This window comes from Acidovorax sp. GW821-FHT09B03 (assembly GCF_059418305.1).
Window position 1 is genome coordinate 1 of record NZ_JBWKPP010000021.1, and the last position, 24,203, is coordinate 24,203.

The window sequence follows — 24,203 nt, forward strand, 5'->3', positions numbered from 1 at the left end:
TGCGGTATCTCCGTTGCAAGGATACCCAAAAGGCATGCACGACTAATGCCAGTTATCTGCGGGACAGCACACTAGTTCACGAAGTGCGTGTGTCCTGCGGCACACGCACCCACCCCAGCTCCTGCGCTTCTCGGCGCAGCCAGCAGGGGTGGGGAGCGGGGTCAGGGACGGCTGCTGCTGCGCAGCTGCGCCTGGGGTCGGTTCGCGCTGTGCGCTGCCGACGGTGTGGGCGCGATCGCCCTGGCGAGCCGAGCGTAGCGACGGACCACAGGCCGAGCGAAGCAATGGCCCGTGTGGAGCCCGCTCCCACCCCCTTCTGACCGTGCCGAGAAGCACAGAAGCTGGGGTGGCGCGTGTGCCGAAGGACACGCGCGCTTCGTCATCTGACTCGCCGCAGATGTCCGAACGGAGTTCACCCGCAGGGGGAACGCAGTGAGTTGCGAGGCGCACCCCAGCTTCGAGCATCGCAGGCTGCCCCCTCGCCACCGGCGAGGGGGACACGGGCAGCGGGGTCGCCTTTTCTTGGCCTACGTTCTTTTGGCGAAGCAAAAGAAGGTAGGTGCGCCGCCGGGCGCACATCCCGGCCTCCGCCTTCAACCAAAGCACGCCCTCAAAGCGGCAGTTGGCCGTGCCATCCCCTTGAAACCCTCTGCACCCGCCCAGCCCGGCTACAGTCCAGGCCATGGAACGACTCGCCACCTTCCGCCTGCTGATCCGCCTGGCAGAGCTCGAAAGCTTCTCCGCCGCCGCGGCAGAGCTCGACATGTCCGCATCCGCCGCCAGCAAGGCCATTGCCGAGCTGGAGGCGACCCTGGGCGCGCGCCTCGTGCACCGCACCACGCGCCGCGTGTCCATGACCGAGGTGGGCGCCGCCTATGTGGAGCGGGCTCGCTCAGTGCTGCTGGCCGTGGAAGAGGCCGACACCGAGGCCGCAGGTGCGGCAGGCGCGGCTGCGGGCCGCCTGCGGCTGAACGCGCCCATGGCCCTGGGCCTGGCCGACCTGGGTGCGGCGCTCACGGATTTTGCGGCTGCGCACCCGCAGGTCGAGCTCGACCTGGAACTCGGCGACCGCCACGTGGACCTGCTGGCCGAGGGCTTCGATCTGGGCCTGCGCGCCACCACCGACCCCAAGGATTCGAGCTACACGGCCCAGCGCATCGCGGCGTTCGAACTGCACGTGTGCGCCACGCCGACCTACCTGGCACGCCAGGGCCACCCCGGGTCTCCCGATGGCCTGGCGGGCCATGCCTGCTTTGCGTATGCCTACGCCACGGCGGGCGCGCGCTGGCCGCTGCGCTGGGCGGGCGACACGCATGTCAGCGTGGCCCCGCGCATGCGCGCCAACAGCACGCTCTTCCTCAAGCGCCTGGTGATGGCCGACCTGGGCATTGCCGTGCTGCCCGACTTCGTGGCGCGCGAAGAGATCGCCGCGGGCACCCTGGTGGAGCTGTTCCCCACTGTCGAGCGCCCGCCGCTGGTGCTCTACGCCATCTACCCCGAGCGGCGGCTGGTGCCGCGCAAGGTCTCGCTGTGCGTGGCCTTTCTCAAGGACTGGTTCGCGCGCGGGCAGCACCTGCCCGCTGGATGATCGGCAGCCGCCACAGCTCGTAGCGCTCTTCCCCCGCCTTCACCGCGCCCGCAAAGTGGTGGTTCAACCGGCTCGACGTGAAGTACAGCGCGTCCCCGGGGCCGATGGCCGGCGTGTCGGGCCACTGCACACCTTCATCGGCGGCCAGCAGGGCCAGGGCCTGGGTGGCAGGGTCGTAGCGCACGATGCCGTTGCGCGTCACGTCGGTGATGTACACGCGGCCGGCCGCATCGGCCACGATGCCATCGGTGTTGCCGCCCACCGCGCCCAGGTCGCGGATGGCGGCGGCACGCTCGGCATCGCTGGCGCCCGCATCGCGCAGCAGGGCCGTGGGCACGGCGCGCAGGCGCGTGCCCGTGGTCACCGTCCAGTACAGCGTCTGCGCATCGGGCGACAGTGCCACGCCGTTGATGCCCAGCAGCAGCGGGTTGCCGGGCCAGACCTCCTCGCCGTGCGAGACGACCTTCACCCCCGGCTCGATCTGCAGGCTGGCATGCTTGTCGAGCACGCGGCGCGCCTGGCCGCTGGCAAAGTCCACCACGATCAGGCCGACCTGGTTGTCGGGCGCGCTGCGCATGCCGCTGTCGGCGATGTACGCCACCTTGCGGCGCTCGTCCACCGCCACGTCGTTCAGAAAGCTGCCCGTGCGGTCGGCCACGCCATCGAGCGCAATGGCCTTGACGGTACGGCCCGTGCGCAGGTCCAGCACCACCAGTTTCTGTGCGCCCTCGGGCGCCACCTTCTCGCCCGCGACAAAGCCCATGTCCAGCGCCCACAACCACTGGTTGTGCCGGTCCACGTAAAAGCCCAGCACATTGCGCAACACCGCGCCCCCGGGGCCGCCGACCGCATTGGCGGCTTGCGACGGAAAGGCCGTGAGCCGCGCTGGGCCGCTTTGGGCGCGGGTGTCCAGAATGCTCAGCGTGGCCGGCGCATCGGCCGACACCAGTCGCGGCGTGCTCACGAAGGCGCGGCCCCGTGCGTCGAAATGCAGCCCGGCAATCGGTGCATTGACCGAGTTCGCAAACCGGCCTGCCGCAGGGGCCTTGGGGTCCCAGCTCACGCCGGTGTACGAGCGCCAGCGCTCGAGCGCCGGGGCATCGCCCGCATGGGCCGTGGACGTGGCGGCCAGCACGGCAGCCAGGGCGACTGCCGCGGCGCGCAGCAGGGGGGTGTTCAGCACACGCACCACCATCAAGCCACCTGCCGCATCTGGAACAGCTCGAACACGCCGATCATCGGCCCCGCGTTGGCGCGAAACGCATCCATGTGGGGCCCGGCCATGTGTGCCTCCCACGCCGCGCGGTCGCGCCAGCGCTCGTAGAAGACCACTTCGCCGGGCGTGCCCTCGGCTTCGTGCAGTTCGTAGGCAATGCAGCCCGGCAGGCTGCGGACAACGCCGACCAGTTCGACCTGGGCGGCAACCAGCGCCGCTTCATGGCCGGGCTTGGCCTTGACGTGCGCAACGATGATGAGATCCGGCATGGGAGACAACTTTCTTGCTGGTGAATGGGATCACCGAAGATAGGTCGCCATGCCGGTTTGAAAAACCGGTCTGCAGTGCACAGACTGTGCACGCCAGGGAAAGAATCCGAGCGCTCCGCGCGCTCGTGCGTTGCCGCTCCGTTCAGGACTTGCGCTGCGCCGCCACCGGCGCATCAGCCTTCGCCTGCGCCGCCCCCGCATCCCGGCACGGCGTGAACATGTCCTGCTCCGGCTGGTAAGCCCCCGTCTGCACATCCATCAACCCCAGCACCGAATGAAAATAGTGGTCGTGCGTGATGCGCCGCTCGCGCAGGTCGCGCTGCAGGCAGGCCGTGCTGGCGCCGATGCGCGCCTGCATCGCGGGCGAGAGCCAGGTGATCCAGGGCACGTGCTTTTGCACATCGGGCGCGATGGAATAGGGCAGGCCATGCAGGTAGATGTTGTTCTCGCCCAGCGACTCGCCATGGTCGGCCACGTACACCATGGCCGTCTGGGCCGTGGCGTCCTGCCGGCCCAGCCACTGCAGCACGCCGTCGAGAAAGCGGTCCGTCTCCACCACGCTGTTGTCGTACGCGTTCACCACCTGCTGGCGGCTGCACTCCTGCAGCGCGGTGGATGCGCATTCGGGCAGAAACTTCTTGGCATCGGGCGCCGAGCGCTTGAAGTACGCCGGCCCATGGCTGCCCAGCTGGTGCATCACCACCACCGTGCCGCGCTGGCGCTGCTCGGCTGGCAGCGAGGCGATGCGCGCGTCCAGGTCCTTGAGCATGATGCGGTCCAGGCACTCGCCCTTGTGGGTGCACAGCTCGGGGTCCTTGAGGTTGGCGGTGTTGGTGTCGCCCAGCCGGTCGCACACGCCCTTGCAGCCCGACTGGTTGTCCAGCCACAGCACGGCCAGGCCCGCATGGTGCAGCACATCGATCAGGCTCTCGAAGTTGGCCGAGCGACCCTCGTAGCCGCTCTTGCCCAGGTGCGAGAACATGCACGGCACCGATGCCGCCGTGCTCGTGCCGCACGACCAGGCGTTGCCCGCGCTCACCAGCTCCTTGCCGCGGGCCGACAGCAGCGGCGTGGTGTCGCGCGCATAGCCGTTGATGCCAAAGTTGCCGCTGCGCCCCGTCTCGCCCAGCACCAGCACCAAAAGCGGCGGCTTGGCCTGGCCCGCATAGCTGGCGCCCAGGTGGGCGTCACGGCCCACGGGGATCAGCGTGTGGTTGTCCATGCGCAGGGGCTTGGTGGCCACATTGCCCAGTGCGTACACGCTGTTGAGCGGGTTGATCAAATAGCGCAGCTTGGTGTGGTTGCGCATGGTGGACGAGAAATCCTGGAACACCAGCAGCACGCTGGCCACAATGACCACGACGGAGCCCGCCAGCAGCAAGGCGTTGTGCCCCGCTTGCTTGATCGGCGACAGGCGCCGCACCGGCGTGCGCACCAGCCACACCAGCGGCGGCGCGGCCAGCGCGGCCACGGTGAGCAGCATGCGCAGGCTCAGCAGGTCGCCGGCCTCGTGCACATCGGTCTGCACCACGTTGGTCAGCATGCTGGCGTCGATGGCGATGCCATAGGCCAGCATGAAGTAAGCGCCAAACGCCGCCATCAGCACCAGCAGCGCGGCCGCGGGCTTGAGTGTCCAGCGCCAGGCCAGCAAGGCCAGCAGCCCTGCATTGCCCGCCGTGACGATGGCGCCGAAGGCCAGCGCAAAGCCCCAGCCGCGCAGGCTACCCTGGCCGGGCAGCGCCGCCACCTCGCGCCACAGCGGCACGTTGCACACCGTGGCCAGCCACAGGCTGACCAGCAGCACCGCCCAGGCCGGGTGCAGCGCCCGCGGCGGTGCCGAGGGGAGCGGGCGGGTGGCGTGCGGGGCGGAGGGTGGAGACTGCAGCAGAGGCTGCGGCGGGGGCAGGGTCAGGCGCATGGAGGGCAGTCTCCGGGCCTGGGACTTACGGGCGCATTACCGCCAGATCGTCGCTGGTTCTGCTGCTGTTGCAGCAGTGCTGCCCCCGCGGCGTGGGGGCTGGAGGAGACGGAAAAAGGGCCGGGCCGGACGAGGATCTGGGGCATGGGCGGCAGTCTCCCGCCCCAGACTTAAGTGCACATTAACGCCGTCTTAGCGTCCCCTTAGCGCTTGCTTGGCCCCGTGCGGTCAGTCCCCTGGCGCGTTGTCGTCCACCTGCAGCGCCGCCCGCACCACCAGGGCGCGCAGCCAGCGGGCCGCGGGGTCGTTTTCCGAGCGGCGGCCGTAGACCATGTCGATGCCGAAGGCCGTGTCCTGCAGCTCCGGCGGCAGGGCGCGGATGGCCGTGCCCTCGGGCGCCATGAGGCGCGCCACCCGCTCGGCCATGGTGGCCAGCAGGTCGGTGCCGCGCACGGCAAAGGGCAGTGCCGCGATGTGCGCAAAGGTGGCCAGCACCTGCCGCTCGCGCCCCAGGCGTGCCAGGTGCACGTCGATCACGCCGCTGCTCGACCCGTTGTCGCTGGGCACGAACAGCGCATGCGGCTGGCCCAGGTAGGTCTCCAGGTCCAGGGCCTCGTGCGGCGGGCCCAGCCGCTCGCAGTCGCCGATGCAGACAAAGCGCTCCTCGTACAGCCGCTGCTGCAGCATGCGCTTGGGCGGATCGAGCAGGCCGCCAATCGCCAGGTCGATGCCCGACTGGTCGAGCTGCTCGTACACCGTCTCGCGGTTCAGTCGCGCCACGCGCAGCGCCACGCCGGGCGCCTCGCGCCGCAGCAGGGCCACGATGTGCGGCACCAGCACCATGTCGGCATAGTCGCTGGTGGCCATGGTGAAGCGCCGGCCCTGCGCGGCCAGCGGGTCGAAGTCGAGGCCCTGTGCCAGCGCGCGGCGCAATTGCTCCAGCGCCAGCGCAATGCCGGGGATCAGCGCCTGCGCGCGCTCGGTGGGCACCATGCCGTCGGCCGTGCGCACGAACAGCTCGTCCTGGAACGCGTGGCGCAGCCGGCCCAGCGCATTGCTCACCGAGGGTTGCGCCCGGTTCAGGCGCTGGCCGGCCAGGGTCACGCTGCCGGTCTCGTACAGCGCCTCGAACGTGAGCAGCAGGTTCAGGTCCATCGCGGCGAGGTTCATGGCCTCAATCTAACCCAAGTGCAATGCAGCACCCTCCATTCACGCCGTGGATACGACGCATGCCGGAAATCCATTTCCCTGCCGGCGCGCTCCGGCCTAGGATGGCCACCCCATGACCCGCAACATCCTCATCACCGGCATCGAACCCTTCGATGGCGAAACCATCAACCCCTCCTGGGAGGCCGTGCGCGTGCTCGATGGCGAGCGCATCGGCGGCGACTACCGCCTGGTGGCACGCCAGCTGCCCTGCGTGATTGCCGAGGTGGGCCCCGTGCTGATCGCCGCCATCGAAGAGCTCGACCCGGTGCTGGTGCTCTGCCTGGGCCAGGCCGGCGGGCGCGCCGACATCACGGTGGAGCGCGTGGCCATCAACATCGTGGACGCGCGCATCCCCGACAACGCGGGTCGCCAGCCGGTGGACGAGCCCGTGGTGCCCGGCGGCCCGGCCGCGTATTTCTCCACCCTGCCCATCAAGGCGCTGGTGGCGGCGCTGCGCGAGCAGGGCATTCCCGCATCGGTATCGCAAACGGCCGGCACCTACAACTGCAATGCCATCTTCTACGCGCTGGCACACCACATCGCCACGCGCAGGCCGGCCCTGCGTGGCGGTTTCATCCATGTGCCCTACCTGCCCAGCATGGCCACGCACCACCCCGGCGCGCCCAGCCTGGCCCGCGAAACGGTGACACAGGCGGTGCGCACCATGGCCGCCACCTCGCTCGCGGTGGCGCATGACATCAAGGCCGGCGGCGGCGCGGTGCACTGACCGCGCGCCCAGCCTTCAGCCCGCTGCCAGCAGCCCGGCGTGGTGCGCCAGGTGGTCCGCCATGAAGCTCTGGATGAAGTAGTACCCGTGGTCATAGCCCGCGTGCTGGCGCAGCGTGAGCGGCTGGCTAATGGCCTGGCAGGCCTCCTCAAACAGGCGCGGGTTCAGCTGCGTGGGCAAGAACTTGTCGGCCAGCCCCTGGTCGATCAGGATGCCCTCAGGGTAGGGCGCCACCGGCTGGTGCTGCATCAGCACCGTGGCATCGTGCTCGATCCAGGCCGTGCGGTCCGCACCCAGGTAGCCGGTGAAGGCCTTCTCGCCCCAGGGGCACTGCGTGGGCGCGCAGATCGGCGCAAACGCCGACACACTCTTGAACCGCCCCGGGTGGCGCAGCGCCAGCGTCAGCGCGCCATGCCCACCCATCGAGTGGCCGAAGATGCCCAGGCGCTCGCCATCCACGGGCAGCTGCGCCGCCACCTGCGGCAGCAGCTCCTTCATCACATAGCTTTCCATGCGCCAGTGGCGCGCCCAGGGCTCGGCCGTGGCGTCGAGGTAGAAGCCCGCGCCCACGCCAAAGTCCCAGCTTTCGGCTTCGCCCGGCACATTGGCGCCGCGCGGGCTGGTGTCGGGCGCGATCAGCGCCAGGCCCAGCTCGGCCGCCAGGCGCTGCGCCCCGGCCTTGACCATGAAGGTCTCTTCGGTGCAGGTCAGCCCCGCCAGGTACAGCAGGGCCGGCACGGGCCCCTGCTGCGCCGCTGGCGGCAGGTAAACCGAGAACTTCATTGGCAGCCCGATCTCGGTGGAGGCGTGCTGGTAAAAGCGCTGCACGCCGCCAAAGCAGGCGTGCTCGCTGAGCAGTTCAAACGACGTGGACATGTTCAGCAGAGCCTCAAGCGGCGTATTTCACAACCGAGCGGATGGACTTGCCCTCGTGCATCAAATCGAACGCTTCGTTGATGTCCTTGAGGCCCATGGTGTGCGTCACAAACGGCTCCAGCTGGATCTTGCCGGCCATGGCGTCTTCCACCATGCCGGGCAACTCGCTGCGGCCCTTCACGCCGCCAAAGGCCGTGCCCAGCCACTTGCGGCCCGTCACCAGCTGGAAGGGGCGGGTCGAGATTTCCTGCCCCGCACCCGCCACGCCGATGATCACCGACTGCCCCCAGCCGCGGTGCGCGCATTCCAGCGCCGCACGCATCACGTTCACGTTGCCGATGCACTCGAACGAATGGTCCACGCCCCAGGTCGTCATCTCCACGATCACCTGCTGGATCGGCTTGTCAAAATCCTTGGGGTTGATGCAGTCCGTGGCACCAAAGGTCTTGGCCAGGTCGAACTTGCTCGGGTTGGTATCGATGGCGATGATGCGCCCCGCCTTGGCCAGCTTGGCGCCCTGGATCACCGCCAGGCCAATGCCGCCCAGGCCGAACACTGCCACCGTGTCGCCCTCCTGCACCTTGGCCGTGTTCTTCACCGCGCCCAGGCCCGTGGTCACGCCGCAGCCCAGCAGGCACACCTGCTCGGGGTTGGCCTTGGGGTTGATCTTGGCCAGCGACACCTCGGCCACCACCGTGTACTCGCTGAAGGTCGAGCAGCCCATGTAGTGGTAGATCGGCTGGCCGTTGTAGCTGAAACGCGTCGTGCCATCGGGCATCACGCCCTTGCCCTGCGTGGCGCGCACCGCTACGCACAGGTTGGTCTTGCCACTCTTGCAGAACAGGCACTCGCCGCACTCTGCGGTGTACAGCGGAATCACATGGTCGCCCGGCTTCACGCTGGTCACGCCTTCGCCCACCTCCACCACAATGCCCGCGCCCTCATGGCCCAGCACCACGGGGAACAGGCCCTCGGGGTCGTCACCGCTCAGGGTGAAGGCATCCGTGTGGCACACGCCCGTGTCGGTGATGCGGATCAGCACCTCGCCCTTCTTGGGCGGCGCCACGTCGATCTCGACGATCTGCAGGGGTTCTCCGGCCTTGAAGGCCACGGCGGCTTTGGATTTGATGGTCATGGTGTTGGGGTAATGGGTTGGTAAAGGGGAGGGGGCCTGAGGTTCTGCGACCTCCGGGCACGGGTGGACTGCATGACTGTAGGCCATGTGCAGCGCATGCAGAAACCCATGGCCGCAGACCTTGGGGGTATGGCCGAATTCCATCGTTCATGGCCTTGGCGGACATGGCCTCCCGTATAGTCGGGCGCCGTTTCCCGCATCCCCGACCCCATGGATCAGCACCATCACCACCCCGCCGGCCAGCCCCACCGCATCGACCTCGTCGTCTACCCCGGCTTCAAGGCGCTGGAGGCCGTGGGCCCCATGTCCGTGTTCGACTACGCCAACGTCCACCTGCGCCAGCACGGCCGGCCCGACGGCTACGTGGTGCGCGTGGTCGCGGCCCAGGCGGGGGCCGTGCAGTCCGACACCCTGATGGCCCTCACGGCCACCCACACCCTTGCCGAGCTGGAGCAACGACAGCAAGAAGGAGAGGGCGGCCCCGGCTGCACCGTGGTGCTGGTCGGCTCGCGCAACATCGAGCAGGTGCTCGCCGCCTCGCCCGACCTCGTCGCCTGGGCCGCCCGCGTGGCCCCGCGGGTGGGCCGCATGATCGCCCTGTGCTCCGGCAGCTTCTTCCTGGCCGCCGCCGGTTTGCTCGACGGCCGGCGCGCCGCCACCCACTGGAGCGTGGCCGCCCTGCTGCGCCAGCGCTACCCCGCCATCGACGTGGACCCCGACGCCATCTACGTGCGCGACGGCGCGCTGTGGACATCCGCCGGCGTCACCGCCGGCATCGATCTCGCCCTGGCCCTGGTGGAAGAAGATTTTGGCCACGCCCTGGCGCTGGAGGTGGCGCGCGACCTGGTCATGTACCTCAAGCGCCCCGGCGGGCAATCCCAGTTCAGCGTGCAACTGGCCAGCCAGGGCACCGCCCACCGCGACATCCAGGCCGTGCAGACCTGGGTGCTTGAGAACTTGGCCGAGCCCATGCCCCTGGCCGCTCTGGCCGCCCGCGCGGCCATGAGCGAGCGGCACTTTCGGCGGGTGTTCGTGCAGGAGACGGGGCAAACTCCATCGGCGTTTGTCGATGCCGCGCGGCTGGAAGGGGCGCGGCGGTTGCTGGAGTCAACATCCCAGCCGCAGGCCGCTTTGCCGCTGAAAACCGTGGCCGCGCGCGTGGGCATGGGGTCGGAGCAGGCGCTGCGGCAGCTGTTTGTGCGGCACCTGGGGATCACGCCGCAGGCGTATCGGGAGCGGTTTGGCGGGCCGGGGCGCCGCTGAATCGCAGCAGTCCTGAGCGGGACTGAAACAAGGGTAGGGCACGGCCCGGGCCGTGCCCCCTGGGGCTCAGGTGAAGTGCATCAGCAGGGGCTCCTGCCGGCGCAACTCGCGCACCTTGAGCGTGGCGCGACCCAGGCCCGTCACGGTCAGCACCTGGGCCGGCCCGCCAGTGCCCGCTGGCGGCAACGATGCCGTGACCATCCCCGCAGCCGCCAACACCCTGAGCTTGTCGATCTGGCCCTCGTCCGACACACCGAGCGGCAACTCGGCATCGGCAATTTCACGAAGGAACTCGATAGGCATGGCATGTGCTCCAGAATTTTTTTGATGCCCGTGGAAATAAGGGCTGCCATGGTGATTTCAAGAACCATGTCGGCGCGTTGAGTGAGACGGCCCGCCGCGCAACCCCTTGGGAGCCTGCGGGCCTACTGGTCCCGCTGCTGCTCCCACAGGGCCCTGGCCGCGGTCAGGCTGACCGCACCGGAATGTGCCTCACGGCATCGCGCTCGGCTTTCGGTATCTCGATGCGCAACACCCCGTCGCGGTACACGGCCACGCCCTGCGCGGCCTGCACGCGCGCAGGCAGTGCCAGGTAGCGGCAGAACGAGCCGTAAGCCCACTGCGACACCTGCCACCCGCCTGTGCGGGCCTGGTGGAACTGTGAGCGCCGCACGCCCCGCACCTTCAGCGCGCGCTCCTGCACCTCGATGCTGAAATCCTCGCGCTGCATGCCCGGCGCATCGATCCGCACGATCACTGCGCGCTCATCCTCCAGCACCGCGGCGGACATGAAGGCCCAGCCCTTGATGCGTGACACCGGGTTGCGCAACGGGCCGGCTTCATCATCGGCTGCTCGGCCAACTGGCGCCCGCAGCGGCGGCTTGTGCTGGACCCAGGCCTGCCGGGCCCGGGCTAACAGGCCACGCCAGCTGCTGGACATTTCGCTCCACAGGGAGCCCACACCCTGCTTAGGTTTTGCTGCCATAGGGTTCATGTTCATTCTCCGGCAATGGTGGTGTTGTGTGCCCCCCCGCAGCTCAGTGGATCGCCACGGGAATCTTGCGCGCCTGCGCATGGGCCTTCTTCGGAATGTGCAGTGACAGCACGCCATCCTTGAGCTGTGCCTGGATGCCGGCGGTGTCCAGCTCGCGGCTGAGCACGAAGCTACGGCGGTAGCGCGGTACGCGCACCTCGGCATGCACCGCCTCCAGGCCCTCCGGCATGCGGGTTTGCACCGTGCCCTCGATCAAGAGCGATTCGCCCTCCACCTTGATATCCAGTTGCTCACGCGGCACGCCGGGCATGTCGGCCAGCAAGGTGATGCCATGCGGGTTCTCGAACACGTCCACGGCCGGCAGCACCGAATGCTGCAGATCCTGCTCCACCGCGCTGTTGCCACGGGCGTTGGCGGCGGCAGCGCCGGTGGTGGTGGCGACTTGTTGTTGCTGTTGCTGCGTCATGATGGGTTCTCCTCGATGGTTTGTGGGTTCCGTCGGCCTTCAGTGGATGGCAATGCGCGTGGGCTGGGGCGCTTCCTTGCGGGCGATGCTCACCTGCAGCACGCCGTCCCGGTAGCTCGCGCTCACCTTTTCGGGGTCGATGTCGTCCGGCAGCGAAACGGTGCGCGAGAACGCGCCGTTGCGCCGCTCGCGCGCATAGACCTGCACGCTGGAGTCGTTCTGCGGAATGGTGCTGGCCCGCTCGCCCGAGATGCGCAAAATGCCCCGGTCCAGGTCCACGTCGATCTTCGACGGATCCAGGCCGGGCACGAAGGCATACACCTCCACGCTCGACGGCGTGCGCCCCACGTTCAGGGCCGGCAAGGTGCCAGAGGCAACGGATCGGATGGCGCTCGGCAGGCTGGCAGCGCCGAACACGTCGTCGAGTTCACGGCGCAGCCGCTCGAAATGACCGAACAGGCTGCCTGGATGATTCAACAGCGATGCATACATGGTGGGTCCTCCAAGGGGTGGGTTGATGAACACACCGGCAGGACACCGTCCTGGCCGGCTCGGAAGGAAAAATAGAGCCGGCCAAAAGAGTTTCAAGAGGGTTTTTTGCAGGTCTGAAATCCTGCCTTCACAGGCGGCGCAGCCTGCGGGCGGGCTACAAAAATGCGCAAGGCGCAACAGGTGCGCCACGGCCCCCTCCGCCCGCCATCTACGTGCGCGATGGTGGCCCGAAGCGCAAGCAGCTCTGTGGACAGCGCAGGTGGAGCCACAGCGTCTGCGGGCAGGCACCTGCCGGGCAGGGTGCAACGGCCGGCAGCCGGCCAGCGCACTCCGGCCTGGCCCCGGGCCTGCCTTGTCCCAGGCGCCTCAGCTGGGCGACTTCAAATAGCAAACCTTCGCCTGGATGGACTCGTCCGTGTCCTGCTCCACGCTAGCGATGGTGGGGTAGTCCTTGACGGGGTCGGGCTGGTCGAACGTCTTGCGCGGGAGCAGGCACAGGTAGGGACCCTTGCGCGCCCACACCACGCGTTTGGTGCCCGCGCTGCTGGTCTGCATGCCCCAGAAGGCGGTGAGGGAGCCGCGGGTTTCCTGCCGGTCGAACTCGACGCGTACCGCTGGCCGGCCGGTCAGCGCCTCGCTGCCGGGGCTGCAGAACAGGCCCCACCTGGTTACCGAGCCCTGGGTAGCGATGGCACGCAAATCTCCTTCACGCACAATGTTCAAATACTCGCGCGTGCTGACGTCGAAGCCCGAGGAGCAATACTCGGAAGCCCAGGCGCCCTCGGGCGCGGCCTGGGGCAGGCCGGTGCAGGTGACCTGCACCGAGCGCACGTCGCTGCTGCTGCCCACCGTGCCGCTGGCGTTGGCCACGCTGCAGGTCTGGCCGGCCGGCTGCGTCTGCACCTGCACCGCGTAGGTGGCGCCGCTGGCGACCGCCGTGTTGAAGAAAAAGCGCCCATCGGCCTTGATGGTCAGGTCGTCGCCCTGGTTGTTCTGCAGCACCAGCGGGCTGCGCGGCACCAGGCCCGTGACCACGCCGCTCAGGTTGCGGGTGCCGGCGGGCAGGGTCTCGCAGCGCACGGACACGTTGGTGATGTTGGCTTCGTTCACGACTTGCGTTGGCTGCGCCACGTTGCAGCGCTGGCCTTCGGGGTGCGAGGCCACGGTGACGACGGCAATGCCGGACCTCTCGAAGCGGCGCCCCATCACGAAGCTGCCGTTGGCGGCAACGGTCAAATCGTCTGCCCCCTGCACCTGCAGTACCAGGTTGCGCCCCTCGCCCAGGCCTGCGACGGTACCTCCCACGGTGTAGCCGGTGACGGGCACCACCACCGGCGGCGGGGTCACCGGCTCGGCATCGTCACCACCGCCACCGCATGCCACCAACAGCAACAGCGGCAGTGCCGCCAGCGCCAGGCGGGCCGCAGGTGCGCGGCCACTGCGGGGGTGCTGTTGACGCTGGCGCGGGGCGCGCGAAGGGCTGGACATTGGGGGGGCGGCGGTGGTCGTCACTGGCATGGTCGAAACCCTCTCGGTTCAAATGATAAAAAAGACAGCCCGCCTTGTGCAGCGCGCGCAGCGGTGCGGTGCGCACGTAAGGGGGTAGACCAATCTTTGTCGAACAGCGGTGATCCGTCTGTGTCGGGTGTCACAAAGGTAGCGCGCGCACCCAGTTGGGTGAGATTGGGCGATGGGTGGGGCAGGCCCGCGCGGCGGCCGTGGTGTGTACGATCTTCGGGCGACTTTTTTTTCGGGGCAGCACCCTGCGGTGCCCAGCGGCGGTGGATAGCACAGGTGAACGTCCGCTGCTGGCCGAAAGCGGAAGTCTAGCCCACAGCCCAAATTGCTCCTCCGCGATGGGTTGGCCTGCCCTCTGCTCACCTGTGGCCACGGTGTCGAGCTCGGTGTTCACGGTGCCGAACCGGATGTCCAGGAGGGCCGTAATACGCAGCTGCCTTCGGGCCTGTTCATCGCGGGCCGAGGAACTGAGTACTTCCATGACTGAAGAAGCGCTGTGGCACTTAGGCCTCCTGATGCCTTTGTCGAATTGCGGCTGCTTTCACCCAATGCGAGCGGACAAGCGTACTGTTGTGGCGTGGAGTATGGATAAATCAGCCCAATAAAAAAGCCCGCCGAAGCGGGCTTTCCTGTCTGTGCCAAGAAGACCGAAGCCTTCAAAGCGCAGCGCCAAGCGCTCAATCAACGCTTGTTCAGTGGCGGCACGTCGCGGCGCACGGAGCCCGTGAACAGCTGGCGTGGGCGGCCGATCTTGTACTCGGGGTCGCCGATCATTTCGTTCAGCTGGGCGATCCAGCCGACGGTGCGGGCCAGGCTGAAGATGCCGGTGAACAGGTTCACGGGGATGCCGATGGCGCGCTGCACGATGCCGGAGTAGAAGTCCACGTTCGGGTAGAGCTTGCGCTGCACGAAGTAGTCGTCTTCCAGGGCGATCTTTTCCAGTTCCTTGGCCAGCTTGAACAGGGGGTCGTTTTCCAGGCCCAGTTCGGCCAGCACTTCGTTGCAGGTTTCCTGCATGAGCTTGGCGCGGGGGTCGTAGTTCTTGTACACGCGGTGGCCAAAGCCCATGAGCTTGACGCCGGAGTTCTTGTCCTTGACCTGCTTGATGAACTCGCCGATCTTTTCCACGCCGCCTTGGGCCTGGATGTCATACAGCATGTTCAGCGCTGCTTCGTTGGCGCCGCCGTGGGCAGGGCCCCACAGGCAGGCCACGCCGGCGGCGATGGCTGCAAACGGGTTGGTGCCCGACGAGCCGCACAGGCGCACGGTCGAGGTCGATGCGTTCTGCTCGTGGTCTGCGTGCAGGATGAAGATGCGGTCCAGCGCGCGTTCCAGCACGGGGTTGACCTTGTACTCTTCGCAGGGCGTGCCGAACATCATGCGCAGGAAGTTGCCTGCGTAGCTCAGGTTGTTCTGCGGGTACATGTAGGGCTGGCCCACGCCGTACTTGTACGCCATGGCCACCAGGGTGGGCATCTTGGCGATCAGGCGGATGGCGGCGATCTCACGGTGCTGCGGGTTGTTGATGTCCGTGCTGTCGTGGTAGAAGGCCGACAGGGCGCCCACCAGGCCGGTCAGCACGGCCATGGGGTGCGCGTCGCGGCGGAAGCCACGCAGGAAGAACTGCATCTGCTCGTTGACCATGGTGTGGTTGGTCACGCGGCTGGTGAAGTCGGTCTTCTGGGCTTCGTTGGGCAGGTCACCGTACAGCAGCAGGTGGCAGGTTTCCAGGAAGTCGCAGTTCTGGGCCAACTGCTCAATGGGGTAGCCGCGGTACAGCAGTTCGCCCTTGTCGCCATCGATGTAGGTGATGGCCGACTGGGTCGCTGCCGTCGACAGGAAGCCCGGGTCATAGGTGAACATGCCCGTTTGCGCGTACAGCTTGCGGATGTCGATGACATCCGGGCCAATGCTGCCCTGGTAGACCGGCAGGTCCACGCTGGGGCTGCCGTTACTGAACGACAGGGTGGCTTTGTTGTCAGCTAGCTTCATTGTTACTTTCCTTGGGTAGGTTTGCCGGAATTCCGGTGGTAAGGGGCCCTGTCTCCAGGTCAGGCCCGGGGCCGCGCTGCGCCACCACTGAGCCGCAGCATGCCGAGTACTTCACGCACTTCTTCTGTATCGAGCGGACCTTCGGGCTCACGGCGGGCGAGCACCAGGTCCAAAAGGTCGTTGTCTGCCAGGTCCATCAACTGGGTCATGCCGTAGGCCTGACGCCAGTTGATGGTGGCCCCGTGCAGCGCGAAGAAGTTCTCGATGTAGAGATCGTTCTCCAGCAGGCCGCGGCGCGAGCGCCAGTGCAGCTTGGCACGCTCGCGGTCGTCCAGCAGGTCGGTAGGGGCCGGCGTCTGGGCGACGGGGGTCAGGGTCTCGGACATGGCAGTACGGGTCTCAAGAGGGTCAGACAGTGCGGCGCACCATCAGTTCCTTGATCTTGCCGATGGCCATCGTGGGGTTGAGGCCCTTGGGGCACACGTCCACGCAGTTCATGATGGTGTGGCAGCGGAACAGGCGGTACGGGTCTTCCAGGTTATCCAAGCGCGCACCCGTGGCTTCGTCGCGGCTGTCGGCGATGAAGCGGTAGGCCTGCAGCAGGCCGGCGGGGCCCACGAACTTGTCGGGGTTCCACCAGAAGCTCGGGCAGCTCGTGGAGCAGCTCGCGCACAGAATGCACTCGTACAGGCCGTTGAGCTCTTCGCGCTCTTCGGGGCTCTGCAGGCGTTCCTTCTCGGGGGCCAGGTCCTCGGTGATGAGGTAGGGCTTGATCGAGTTGTACTGCTTGAAGAACTGCGTCATGTCCACGATCAGGTCGCGGATCACCGGCAGGCCGGGCAGGGGCTTCAGAACAATGGTGCCCTTGAGGGTGTTCATGTTCGTCAGGCACGCCAGGCCGTTCTTGCCGTTGATGTTCATCGCGTCCGAGCCGCACACGCCTTCGCGGCACGAACGGCGGAACGACAGGCTCGGGTCCTGCTCCTTGAGCTTGACCAGGGCGTCCAGCAGCATGCGCTCGTGGCCGTCGAGTTCGATCTCGATGGTCTGCATGTAGGGCTTGGCGTCCTTGTCCGGATCGTAGCGGTAGATTTGAAAGGTGCGCTTCATGTTGTTCTTTCGTGAGGCTGCTGCTGAATCAGAACGTACGGACCTTGGGAGGCACGCTGTCCACCGTCAGGGGCTTGAGGTTCACAGGCTTGTAGGTCAGGCTGTTGTTCGCGCTGTGCCACAGGGTGTGCTTCATCCACTCCTTGTCGTTGCGGCCCAGCGGGAACTCGGCGTGGTCGGCAGGGTGCTCGTAGTCGTACACCGTGTGCGCGCCACGGCATTCGCGGCGGGCCGCGGCCGAGGTCATCGTGGCCTGGGCCACTTCGATCAGGTTGTCGACTTCCAGGGCTTCCATGCGGGCCGTGTTCCAGACCTTGGACTTGTCCTTCAGGGTCACGCCGCCCACGCGTTCGCGGATGGCGTTGATCTTGACCGTGCCTTCGTCCATGCTGGCCTGCGTGCGGAACACGCCGGCGTGCTGCTGCATGCTCGAGCGGATGTCGTTGGCCACGTCCTGGGCGTAGATGCCTTCAGTCGAGTCCTGTAGCTGGTTCAGGCGCGCCAGGGTGCGCTCTGCACCGTCGGCAGGCACGGCCAGGTTGTCGCCAAAGCCCTTCACGTAGCTCACGATGTGCTTGCCGGCCGACTTGCCGAAGACCAGCAGGTCCAGCAGCGAGTTGGTGCCCAGGCGGTTGGCGCCGTGCACCGAGACGCACGAGCATTCGCCCACGGCGTAGAGGCCGTTGACCACGTGGTTCTGCTGGCCGTCGTGCACCACGACCTGGCCGTTGATGTTGGTGGGGATGCCACCCATCTGGTAGTGGATGGTGGGCACCACAGGGATCGGTTCCTTGGTGATGTCCACGTTGGCGAAGTTGTGGCCGATCTCTTCCACCGATGGCAGGCGCTTGCGGATGGTGTCCGCGCCCAGGTGGTCCAGCTTCATCAGGATGTAGTCCTTGTTCGGACCACAGCCACGGCCTTCCTTGATTTCCTGGTCCATCGAGCGCGACACGAAGTCACGCGGTGCCAGGTCCTTCAGGGTGGGCGCATAGCGCTCCATGAAGCGCTCGCCATTGCTGTTGAGCAGGATGGCGCCTTCGCCGCGGCAGCCTTCGGTCAGCAGCACGCCCGCGCCGGCCACGCCGGTGGGGTGGAACTGCCAGAACTCCATGTCCTGCAGCGGGATGCCGGCGCGTGCCGCCATGCCCAGGCCGTCGCCGGTGTTGATGAAGGCGTTGGTCGATGCCGCGAAGATGCGACCCGCGCCGCCGGTGGCCAGCAGCACGGCCTTGGCGTGCAGCTCGTACAGGTCGCCGGTTTCCAGCTCCAGCGCGGTCACGCCGACCACGTCGCCCTGGGTGTTGCGGATCAGGTCCAGCGCCATCCACTCCACGAAGAAGTTGGTCTTGGACTTCACGTTCTGCTGGTACAGCGTGTGCAGCATGGCGTGGCCGGTGCGGTCGGCCGCGGCGCAGGCGCGCTGCACCGGCTTTTCACCGTAGTTGGCGGTGTGGCCACCGAAGGGGCGCTGGTAGATGGTGCCGTCGGGGTTGCGGTCGAACGGCATGCCGAAGTGTTCGAGCTCGATCACCACGTTCGGTGCTTCGCGGCACATGAACTCGATGGCGTCCTGGTCGCCCAGCCAGTCCGAGCCTTTGATGGTGTCGTAGAAGTGGTAGTGCCAGTTGTCCTCGCTCATGTTGCCCAGCGATGCGGACACGCCGCCCTGCGCTGCCACCGTGTGCGAGCGGGTGGGGAAGACCTTGGACAGGCAGGCCACGTTCAGGCCTGCGCGGGACAGTTCCAGCGAGGCGCGCATGCCGGAGCCGCCGGCGCCGACGATGACGACGTCGAACTTGCGCTTGGTGATGTTAGCTTTGGAGTAGCTCATTGTTGTTTGCCTTCAGTCGCGGGGGGATCAATCAGAGACGCCACAGAACCTGGATGCCCCAGCCGGCGCAGCCGACGAGCCAGACGATGGTGAAAACCTGCAGCACCAGGCGCAGGCCCACGGGCTTGATGTAGTCCATCAGGACTTCGCGCACGCCGACCCAGGCGTGCCAGGCCAGCGAAATGATCACGGTGAAGGTCAGCACCTTCATCCACTGGGCCGAGAAGATGCCGGCCCACTTGTCGTAGCCCATGGGGCCCTTGTTGAAGATCACCTGGACCAGCAGGGCCAGCGTGAACAGCGCCATCAGGATGGCGGTAACGCGCTGGCTGAGCCAGTCGCGCAGGCCATAGTGGGCGCCGACGACGACGCGCTTGGAACCGTAATTGACGGACATGGATGTTTTCCTTTTGTCTTGTTCTGCGTGGGGCACTTGGGGCAGCGGCCGCTGCCTTTTTTTTATGGGGTTTGTCGAGCGGTCAGTACAGGCCGAACAGCTTGGCACCCAGCACCAGGGTCAGGGGGATGCTGATGGCGAGCACGGCCAGGGCCGAAGTCTTGCCGAACTGCTTGTTCACGGCGCTGTGGCTCACGTCCATCCACAGGTGGCGCAGGCCGGCGGTGAAGTGGTGCAAGTACGACCAGATCAGGGCCAGGGCCGCGAGCTTGACGAACCAGCCGGGCACGAAGCCGATGCCGATGTTGAACGCAGCGGTGAAGCGGGCGAACGAGATTTCGGACGACACCGAGGTGTCGAACATCCAGATGATGAAAGGCAGCAACAGGAACATGATCAGCCCGCTGCCGCGGTGCAGGATCGAGACCCACGCTGCAGGAGTCATGCGGTAGGTGGTCAGGTCCTTGAAGGCATTGATGTTGCGGAATTCAGGCCGTTTTTTGGCGAGTTCGGTCATGTTTTGTGCTTTCGTGGATGTAACTGCTTTGTAATTTGGACATGCAAAGAACGCAAAATTCTATTGCAACGCAACACACGCGGTTTCAAGTCGCCCCTAATGCCGACATTTCCGCTCAGTTGCCAGGGTAGTGTCAGCTCAGTTCATTACGGTAGTGGTGGGTGTCCGTGAGGTACAGCCCGCGCCGTAACTCCATCGGAACGTCGTTGTAGGTATACGCAATGCGCTCCACGCTGAGCAGCGGCGTGCCCGGTGCCACCTTCAGCACCGCAGCCTGTTCGGTATCAGGCAACACGGCTCGTATTTTCTCCTCGGCGCGCACCATGCGCACGCCGAAATCGATTTCGAACATCGCGTAGGTCGGGCCCTGGTAGCTGGCCAGCTGGTCTGCCGTCAGCCCTTTGAAAGCCTGGCCCGGCAGCCAGATGTCCTCGAGGATGGTGGGCACGCCCGCAAACGACAGCACGCGCCGCGCCTGCACCACCGGGTCGGCGCTGCGCAGCGCCAGCGCGCGCGCCACGTCGGCGCTGGCGCGCACGCGCTTGCAGTCGATCACCTGGCGCTGGGCGCGGCCCTCCACGCGGGCGTCGCCGGTGTCGGGCATGAGCTTCAGGAAGCGGTACTGCACATGCTGCTCGGCGTGCGTGGCCACGAAGGTGCCCTTGCCCTGGCGGCGCATCACCAGGTTCTCGGCCGCCAGCTCGTCGATGGCCTTGCGCACTGTGCCCTGGCTCACGCGAAAGCGCGCGGCCAGCTCCATCTCGCTGGGAATGGCCTCGCCGGGCTTCCACTCGCCCTGCTGCAGGCTTTGCAGGATCAGGCCCTTGATCTGCTGGTACAGCGGGCTGAAAGCCGGCGTGGCAGACCCCGCGCTGGCCGCGGGCTGTGCAGGGGTGTCGGCGTTGAGCGGTAGCGAGGACATGGCAGTCGAGAATGGGGCTGTTTCTGGGGGCGTGTGGTGCGCTGCGAACGGGCAGGCGCACACCTTCCCCAGTTTGCTTTTTCAGGGTCCCGATCATATCTTATATAAGACATAAGACAAATTGACCGGGGTATTGAATCGGCGGTACACTCCAAGGCTGTTTTGCGGGGCACGGGCTGCTGGTAACAGGCGCTGGTGCTTGCGTTGCACACACCCCCTGATTTCCTCACTTCCCTGGAGTTCTCACCATGAGCAAGAAGCCCGTTCGCGTTGCCGTCACCGGCGCCGCTGGTCAAATCGGTTACGCACTGCTGTTCCGTATCGCCTCCGGCGAAATGCTGGGCAAGGACCAGCCGGTCATTCTGCAACTGCTCGAAGTTCCTGTCGAAGGCCCCCAGAAGGCGCTCAAGGGCGTGATGATGGAGCTGGACGACTGCGCGTTCCCGCTGCTGGTCGGCATGGAAGCCCACAGCGACCCGATGACCGCCTTCAAGGACGCCGACTACGCGCTGCTGGTCGGTTCGCGCCCACGTGGCCCAGGCATGGAACGCGCCGAGCTGCTGGCCGTCAACGGCGCCATCTTCACGGCACAGGGCAAGGCCCTGAACGCCGTGGCTTCGCGCAACGTGAAGGTGCTGGTTGTCGGCAACCCTGCCAACACCAACGCCTACATCGCCATGAAGTCGGCACCTGACCTGCCACGCAAGAACTTCACCGCCATGCTGCGCCTGGACCACAACCGCGCTGCCAGCCAGATCGCTGCCAAGACCGGCAAGGCCGTGGCCGACATCGAGAAGCTGACCGTCTGGGGCAACCACTCGCCCACGATGTACGCCGACTACCGTTTCGCCACCATCAACGGCGAAAGCGTCGCCAAGATGATCAACGACCAGGAATGGAACGCCAACACCTTCCTGCCCACCGTGGGCAAGCGTGGCGCCGCCATCATCGAAGCGCGCGGCCTGTCGTCGGCTGCTTCGGCTGCCAACGCCGCCATCGACCATATGCGCGACTGGGCCCTGGGCACCAACGGCAAGTGGGTCACCATGGGCATCCCATCGGACGGCCAGTACGGCATCCCCAAGGACACCATGTTCGGCTTCCCCGTCACCTGCGAAAACGGCGAGTACAAGCTGGTCGAAGGCCTGGAGATCGACGCCTTCTCGCAAGAGCGCATCGACAAGACCCTGGCCGAGCTGCAAGGCGAGCAAGACGGCGTCAAGCACCTGCTGTAATCGGTAGCCAAAAGTCCTTCATGGCCGACTGGAACCCCGCGCTCTACCGCCGCTTCGAGGACGAGCGCACGCGCCCGGCCGATGAGCTGCTGGCGCGTGTGCCCCTGGCAGAGGCCACCCATGTGGTGGACCTGGGCTGCGGGCCGGGCAATTCCACCGAGCTGCTGGTGCGGCGCTTTCCAAAGGCGCAGGTCACCGGCATCGACACCTCGGCGGCCATGCTGGCCAGCGCGCGCGAGCGCCTGCCCGGCACGGCCTTCGAACAAGGCGACATCGCCACCTGGGTGCCCACCGTGGCACCCGACCTGATTTACGCCAACGCTGCCCTGCAATGGGTGGCGGGGCACGAAACCCTGGTTCCCCGGTTGTTCAGCCTGCTCGCCCCCGGCGGCGTGCTGGCCATCCAGATGCCCGACAACCGGCAACAACCCTCGCACCGCCTGATGCGCGACATCGCCGGGCAGTCGCCCTGGCGCGAGCCCATCGGCGACGCCGACAGCGTGCGCACCGAGCTGGCCACCATCGGCGGCTATTACGACATGCTGGCCAGGGAGGCTGCCCAGGTGGACGTGTGGCACACCGTCTACCAGCACGTCATGCCCACGGCCGGCTCCATCGTCGACTGGCTGCGCAGCACCGGCCTGCGCCCCTTCCTCGACGCGCTGCCGGACGACGCCCTGCGCGCCAGCTTCCTGGCCGAGTACGAGCGCCGCATCGCCGAGGCCTACCCCGAGCGCAGCGACGGCAACCGCCTGCTGGCCTTTCCGCGCATGTTCATCGTTGCGCAGCGCCGTCCATCATGAGCACCGTGTCCGCACCCGCACACCCTGCCAGCGTATTGTTGGGCGCCCAGGCAGCCGCTGTGCGCCTGCCCGTGTGCGACCACTACAGCGGCGTTGAAGCGCGCATGAAAAAGAGCCTGCAGCTGCAGGCCGAGATGAGCGCCGAGTTCGGCCACTGCGTGTTCGACGTCACGCTCGACTGCGAGGACGGCGCCCCCGTGGGCCAGGAGCGCGAGCACGCCGCCCTGGTCGCATCGCTGGCGCTTAACGCTGCCGATGGCGCGCGCGTGGCTGCCCGCGTGCACACCGTGGACCACGCCGCCTTTGCCAACGACATGGCCACCATTGCGGGCGAGGCCGGCCACCGCCTGTCGCACATCATGGTGCCCAAGGTCGAGTCGGTCGACGACGTGCTGCACGCCGAGAAGGCGCTGCTGGCCGCATCGGCCGGCCACCTGCCGCTGCACGTGCTGATCGAATCGCCCGCTGCCGTGCACCGCGCCTTCGAGATCGCCGCGCACCCGCGCGTGCAGAGCATCAGCTTCGGGCTCATGGATTTTGTCTCCGCGCATGGCGGTGCCATCCCCGCGGCGGCCATGGGCTCGCGCGGCCAGTTCGAGCACCCGCTGGTGGTGCGCGCCAAGCTCGAGATCGCTGCCGCCTGCCACGCGCACGGCAAGGTGCCATCGCACTGCGTGGTCACCGAGTTTTCCGACACCGCTGCCATGCAGGCCGCCGCCACCCGCGCCTCGCAGGAACTTGGCTACACCCGCATGTGGAGCATCCACCCCGGCCAGATCCGCCCCATCCTGCAGGCCTTCGCGCCGCAGCAGGACGAGATCGACGTGGCCGCCCGCATCACTGTTTCCGCGGCGCAGGCCGACTGGGCGCCCATCAGCCACGATGGCACCCTGCACGACCGCGCCAGCTACCGCTACTACTGGCAGGTGCTCGAACGCGCCCACCAGACCGGGCGCGCACTGCCGCCCGAAGTGGCCCACTGGTTTGCTTCCCCCGCTCCCCACCACGCTTGAAACCTTAAGCAGGACTCTCCCCATGAAATCACTGATTCTCACGTCCGCCCTGATGCTGGTGGCCCCTGGCCTTGCCCTGGCGCAGTCCGCTGCAGAGCCCGCCAAGAAGAGCGCGCCCGCTGCCAAGAAAGAAGCCGCTCCCAAGAAGGAAACGGCTGCCGCCAAGCCGGCCGCCAAGCCCGCGGCCAAGACCGCCGAGGCCAAGGACAAGGCCCCTGCCAAGAAGACCGCCAAGGCCGAGCCCACCAGCAGCCGCCAGCAGCTGAACACGGCGGCCAACCAGGTGGCGTCCGGCCTCATCGCGGCCGATGCCGCGCTGAGCCCCGAAGAACAGGCCATCGCCCAGAAGGTGCACACCGGCCGCATCGCCTGCGAGCTGGGCGCCTTCGTCAACGTGACGGCCGATCCCGCCATCCCCGGGCGCTTTCACATCGAGGGCAAGGGCTTCAAGTACCACATGACCCCCGTGGTCACCAGCACCGGCGCCGTGCGTCTGGAAGACCAGAAGGGCGGCGCCGTGTGGCTGCAGATCGCCAACAAGTCCATGCTCATGAACCAGAAGCTCGGCCAGCGCCTGGCCGACGAGTGCATGAGCGCCGAGCAGACCCTGGTGGCCGAGGCCGCCAAGAAGGCGCCGCCCCAGAGCGTGTTTGACCCCGCGCCTGCCGCCACGGCCACTGCCACCACCACCAAATAACCAGAACCCGAC

General features: G+C 67.1%; 25 protein-coding genes. 7 read left to right on the plus strand and 18 right to left on the minus strand.

The annotated features are described in order from the left end of the window. Positions 1-682: 682 nt before the first annotated feature. Complete coding sequence (locus AC07PA_RS27425; protein ID WP_494609726.1) at positions 683-1,588, plus strand: LysR family transcriptional regulator; 906 nt, start codon at positions 683-685, stop codon at positions 1,586-1,588. On the opposite strand, the gene AC07PA_RS27430 is transcribed toward AC07PA_RS27425, so the two are convergent. From AC07PA_RS27430 to AC07PA_RS27445, 4 genes are all read right to left on the minus strand, one after another. Next, a complete protein-coding gene (locus AC07PA_RS27430; protein ID WP_494609727.1) occupies positions 1,545-2,771 on the minus strand; it encodes an L-dopachrome tautomerase-related protein in 1,227 nt (408 codons plus the stop codon). The two genes, AC07PA_RS27425 and AC07PA_RS27430, sit on opposite strands and share 44 nt — an antisense overlap. Before the next feature lie 11 nt (positions 2,772-2,782). Next, entirely contained in the window at positions 2,783-3,073 is a 291-nt protein-coding gene (locus AC07PA_RS27435) for a putative quinol monooxygenase (protein WP_494609728.1), read from the minus strand. A gap of 142 nt (positions 3,074-3,215) precedes the next feature. Further along, positions 3,216-4,991 (minus strand): phosphoethanolamine transferase, encoded by a 1,776-nt coding sequence (locus tag AC07PA_RS27440; RefSeq protein WP_494609729.1) that lies wholly within the window; start codon positions 4,989-4,991, stop codon positions 3,216-3,218. Positions 4,992-5,219: 228 nt separating this feature from the next. Next, a complete protein-coding gene (locus AC07PA_RS27445; RefSeq protein ID WP_494609730.1) occupies positions 5,220-6,161 on the minus strand; it encodes a LysR family transcriptional regulator in 942 nt (313 codons plus the stop codon). A gap of 112 nt (positions 6,162-6,273) precedes the next feature. Between AC07PA_RS27445 and pcp the strand changes: the two genes are divergently transcribed. Further along, positions 6,274-6,927, plus strand: a complete 654-nt coding sequence (gene pcp, locus AC07PA_RS27450; RefSeq protein WP_494609731.1) for a pyroglutamyl-peptidase I — start codon at positions 6,274-6,276, stop codon at positions 6,925-6,927. 15 nt (positions 6,928-6,942) lie between these two features. Here the strand turns inward: pcp and fghA are convergent, their stop codons facing one another. Further along, on the minus strand, positions 6,943-7,803 hold the full coding sequence (fghA, locus tag AC07PA_RS27455; protein WP_494609732.1) for an S-formylglutathione hydrolase: 861 nt from the start codon (positions 7,801-7,803) through the stop codon (positions 6,943-6,945). 13 nt (positions 7,804-7,816) lie between these two features. After that, the gene (locus AC07PA_RS27460) at positions 7,817-8,932 is read right to left on the minus strand and encodes an S-(hydroxymethyl)glutathione dehydrogenase/class III alcohol dehydrogenase (RefSeq protein ID WP_035206466.1); all 1,116 of its coding nucleotides are present in this window, start codon (positions 8,930-8,932) and stop codon (positions 7,817-7,819) included. Between the two features lie 216 nt (positions 8,933-9,148). Here AC07PA_RS27460 and AC07PA_RS27465 point away from each other — a divergent pair, with 216 nt between their 5' ends. Next, entirely contained in the window at positions 9,149-10,201 is a 1,053-nt protein-coding gene (locus AC07PA_RS27465) for a GlxA family transcriptional regulator (protein WP_494609733.1), read from the plus strand. Positions 10,202-10,267: 66 nt separating this feature from the next. Here AC07PA_RS27465 and AC07PA_RS27470 read toward each other — a convergent pair whose 3' ends face one another. The 12 genes from AC07PA_RS27470 to AC07PA_RS27525 all read right to left on the minus strand — a co-directional run bounded on the left by AC07PA_RS27470 (position 10,268) and on the right by AC07PA_RS27525 (position 20,443). After that, the gene (locus AC07PA_RS27470) at positions 10,268-10,504 is read right to left on the minus strand and encodes a hypothetical protein (protein WP_494609734.1); all 237 of its coding nucleotides are present in this window, start codon (positions 10,502-10,504) and stop codon (positions 10,268-10,270) included. 163 nt (positions 10,505-10,667) lie between these two features. Beyond that, positions 10,668-11,195, minus strand: a complete 528-nt coding sequence (locus tag AC07PA_RS27475; protein WP_494609735.1) for an Hsp20/alpha crystallin family protein — start codon at positions 11,193-11,195, stop codon at positions 10,668-10,670. A 43-nt stretch (positions 11,196-11,238) separates the two neighbouring features. Next, complete coding sequence (locus AC07PA_RS27480) at positions 11,239-11,661, minus strand: Hsp20/alpha crystallin family protein (RefSeq protein ID WP_494609736.1); 423 nt, start codon at positions 11,659-11,661, stop codon at positions 11,239-11,241. Between the two features lie 39 nt (positions 11,662-11,700). Beyond that, positions 11,701-12,153 (minus strand): Hsp20/alpha crystallin family protein, encoded by a 453-nt coding sequence (locus AC07PA_RS27485; protein ID WP_145699214.1) that lies wholly within the window; start codon positions 12,151-12,153, stop codon positions 11,701-11,703. A gap of 366 nt (positions 12,154-12,519) precedes the next feature. Further along, positions 12,520-13,671: a hypothetical protein gene (locus AC07PA_RS27490; protein WP_494609737.1), complete on the minus strand. Its 1,152-nt coding sequence runs from the start codon at positions 13,669-13,671 to the stop codon at positions 12,520-12,522. A gap of 681 nt (positions 13,672-14,352) precedes the next feature. Further along, positions 14,353-15,663 carry a citrate synthase gene (locus AC07PA_RS27495; protein WP_007848482.1) on the minus strand — a complete coding sequence of 437 codons (1,311 nt, stop codon included), beginning with the start codon at positions 15,661-15,663 and terminating at the stop codon, positions 14,353-14,355. A 59-nt stretch (positions 15,664-15,722) separates the two neighbouring features. Beyond that, the gene (locus AC07PA_RS27500) at positions 15,723-16,049 is read right to left on the minus strand and encodes a succinate dehydrogenase assembly factor 2 (protein WP_007848479.1); all 327 of its coding nucleotides are present in this window, start codon (positions 16,047-16,049) and stop codon (positions 15,723-15,725) included. A 22-nt stretch (positions 16,050-16,071) separates the two neighbouring features. Beyond that, positions 16,072-16,773, minus strand: coding sequence for a succinate dehydrogenase iron-sulfur subunit (locus AC07PA_RS27505; RefSeq protein ID WP_007848477.1), 702 nt, complete (start codon positions 16,771-16,773; stop codon positions 16,072-16,074). A gap of 28 nt (positions 16,774-16,801) precedes the next feature. Then, positions 16,802-18,607 (minus strand): succinate dehydrogenase flavoprotein subunit, encoded by a 1,806-nt coding sequence (gene sdhA / locus AC07PA_RS27510; protein ID WP_007848474.1) that lies wholly within the window; start codon positions 18,605-18,607, stop codon positions 16,802-16,804. 31 nt (positions 18,608-18,638) lie between these two features. Further along, the gene (gene sdhD, locus AC07PA_RS27515; RefSeq protein ID WP_007848471.1) at positions 18,639-19,004 is read right to left on the minus strand and encodes a succinate dehydrogenase, hydrophobic membrane anchor protein; all 366 of its coding nucleotides are present in this window, start codon (positions 19,002-19,004) and stop codon (positions 18,639-18,641) included. Positions 19,005-19,086: 82 nt separating this feature from the next. Continuing rightward, positions 19,087-19,521: a succinate dehydrogenase, cytochrome b556 subunit gene (sdhC, locus tag AC07PA_RS27520; RefSeq protein ID WP_007848467.1), complete on the minus strand. Its 435-nt coding sequence runs from the start codon at positions 19,519-19,521 to the stop codon at positions 19,087-19,089. A gap of 133 nt (positions 19,522-19,654) precedes the next feature. Beyond that, the gene (locus AC07PA_RS27525) at positions 19,655-20,443 is read right to left on the minus strand and encodes a GntR family transcriptional regulator (RefSeq protein ID WP_007848465.1); all 789 of its coding nucleotides are present in this window, start codon (positions 20,441-20,443) and stop codon (positions 19,655-19,657) included. Between the two features lie 248 nt (positions 20,444-20,691). Between AC07PA_RS27525 and AC07PA_RS27530 the strand changes: the two genes are divergently transcribed. From AC07PA_RS27530 to AC07PA_RS27545, 4 genes are read left to right on the plus strand one after another with little or no spacing between them, the layout of a single operon-like run. After that, the gene (locus AC07PA_RS27530) at positions 20,692-21,678 is read left to right on the plus strand and encodes a malate dehydrogenase (RefSeq protein WP_007848463.1); all 987 of its coding nucleotides are present in this window, start codon (positions 20,692-20,694) and stop codon (positions 21,676-21,678) included. 20 nt (positions 21,679-21,698) lie between these two features. After that, complete coding sequence (gene tam, locus AC07PA_RS27535; protein WP_494609738.1) at positions 21,699-22,481, plus strand: trans-aconitate 2-methyltransferase; 783 nt, start codon at positions 21,699-21,701, stop codon at positions 22,479-22,481. Next, positions 22,478-23,494, plus strand: coding sequence for an HpcH/HpaI aldolase/citrate lyase family protein (locus tag AC07PA_RS27540; protein WP_494609739.1), 1,017 nt, complete (start codon positions 22,478-22,480; stop codon positions 23,492-23,494). Before tam ends, AC07PA_RS27540 begins: the two co-directional genes overlap by 4 nt. A gap of 22 nt (positions 23,495-23,516) precedes the next feature. Next, positions 23,517-24,191, plus strand: coding sequence for a hypothetical protein (locus tag AC07PA_RS27545; protein ID WP_494609740.1), 675 nt, complete (start codon positions 23,517-23,519; stop codon positions 24,189-24,191). Positions 24,192-24,203: the final 12 nt, after the last annotated feature.

Coding starts and splice junctions, on each gene's coding strand:
- AC07PA_RS27425 (WP_494609726.1), top strand. CDS start 683: ATGGAACGACTCGCCACCTTCCGCCTGCTGATCCGCCTGGCAGAGCTC.
- AC07PA_RS27435 (WP_494609728.1), bottom strand. CDS start 3,073: ATGCCGGATCTCATCATCGTTGCGCACGTCAAGGCCAAGCCCGGCCAT.
- AC07PA_RS27440 (WP_494609729.1), bottom strand. CDS start 4,991: ATGCGCCTGACCCTGCCCCCGCCGCAGCCTCTGCTGCAGTCTCCACCC.
- AC07PA_RS27445 (WP_494609730.1), bottom strand. CDS start 6,161: ATGAACCTCGCCGCGATGGACCTGAACCTGCTGCTCACGTTCGAGGCG.
- pcp (WP_494609731.1), top strand. CDS start 6,274: ATGACCCGCAACATCCTCATCACCGGCATCGAACCCTTCGATGGCGAA.
- fghA (WP_494609732.1), bottom strand. CDS start 7,803: ATGTCCACGTCGTTTGAACTGCTCAGCGAGCACGCCTGCTTTGGCGGC.
- AC07PA_RS27465 (WP_494609733.1), top strand. CDS start 9,149: ATGGATCAGCACCATCACCACCCCGCCGGCCAGCCCCACCGCATCGAC.
- AC07PA_RS27470 (WP_494609734.1), bottom strand. CDS start 10,504: ATGCCTATCGAGTTCCTTCGTGAAATTGCCGATGCCGAGTTGCCGCTC.
- AC07PA_RS27475 (WP_494609735.1), bottom strand. CDS start 11,195: ATGAACCCTATGGCAGCAAAACCTAAGCAGGGTGTGGGCTCCCTGTGG.
- AC07PA_RS27480 (WP_494609736.1), bottom strand. CDS start 11,661: ATGACGCAGCAACAGCAACAACAAGTCGCCACCACCACCGGCGCTGCC.
- AC07PA_RS27485 (WP_145699214.1), bottom strand. CDS start 12,153: ATGTATGCATCGCTGTTGAATCATCCAGGCAGCCTGTTCGGTCATTTC.
- AC07PA_RS27490 (WP_494609737.1), bottom strand. CDS start 13,671: ATGCCAGTGACGACCACCGCCGCCCCCCCAATGTCCAGCCCTTCGCGC.
- AC07PA_RS27495 (WP_007848482.1), bottom strand. CDS start 15,663: ATGAAGCTAGCTGACAACAAAGCCACCCTGTCGTTCAGTAACGGCAGC.
- AC07PA_RS27500 (WP_007848479.1), bottom strand. CDS start 16,049: ATGTCCGAGACCCTGACCCCCGTCGCCCAGACGCCGGCCCCTACCGAC.
- AC07PA_RS27505 (WP_007848477.1), bottom strand. CDS start 16,773: ATGAAGCGCACCTTTCAAATCTACCGCTACGATCCGGACAAGGACGCC.
- sdhA (WP_007848474.1), bottom strand. CDS start 18,607: ATGAGCTACTCCAAAGCTAACATCACCAAGCGCAAGTTCGACGTCGTC.
- sdhD (WP_007848471.1), bottom strand. CDS start 19,004: ATGTCCGTCAATTACGGTTCCAAGCGCGTCGTCGTCGGCGCCCACTAT.
- sdhC (WP_007848467.1), bottom strand. CDS start 19,521: ATGACCGAACTCGCCAAAAAACGGCCTGAATTCCGCAACATCAATGCC.
- AC07PA_RS27525 (WP_007848465.1), bottom strand. CDS start 20,443: ATGTCCTCGCTACCGCTCAACGCCGACACCCCTGCACAGCCCGCGGCC.
- AC07PA_RS27530 (WP_007848463.1), top strand. CDS start 20,692: ATGAGCAAGAAGCCCGTTCGCGTTGCCGTCACCGGCGCCGCTGGTCAA.
- tam (WP_494609738.1), top strand. CDS start 21,699: ATGGCCGACTGGAACCCCGCGCTCTACCGCCGCTTCGAGGACGAGCGC.
- AC07PA_RS27540 (WP_494609739.1), top strand. CDS start 22,478: ATGAGCACCGTGTCCGCACCCGCACACCCTGCCAGCGTATTGTTGGGC.
- AC07PA_RS27545 (WP_494609740.1), top strand. CDS start 23,517: ATGAAATCACTGATTCTCACGTCCGCCCTGATGCTGGTGGCCCCTGGC.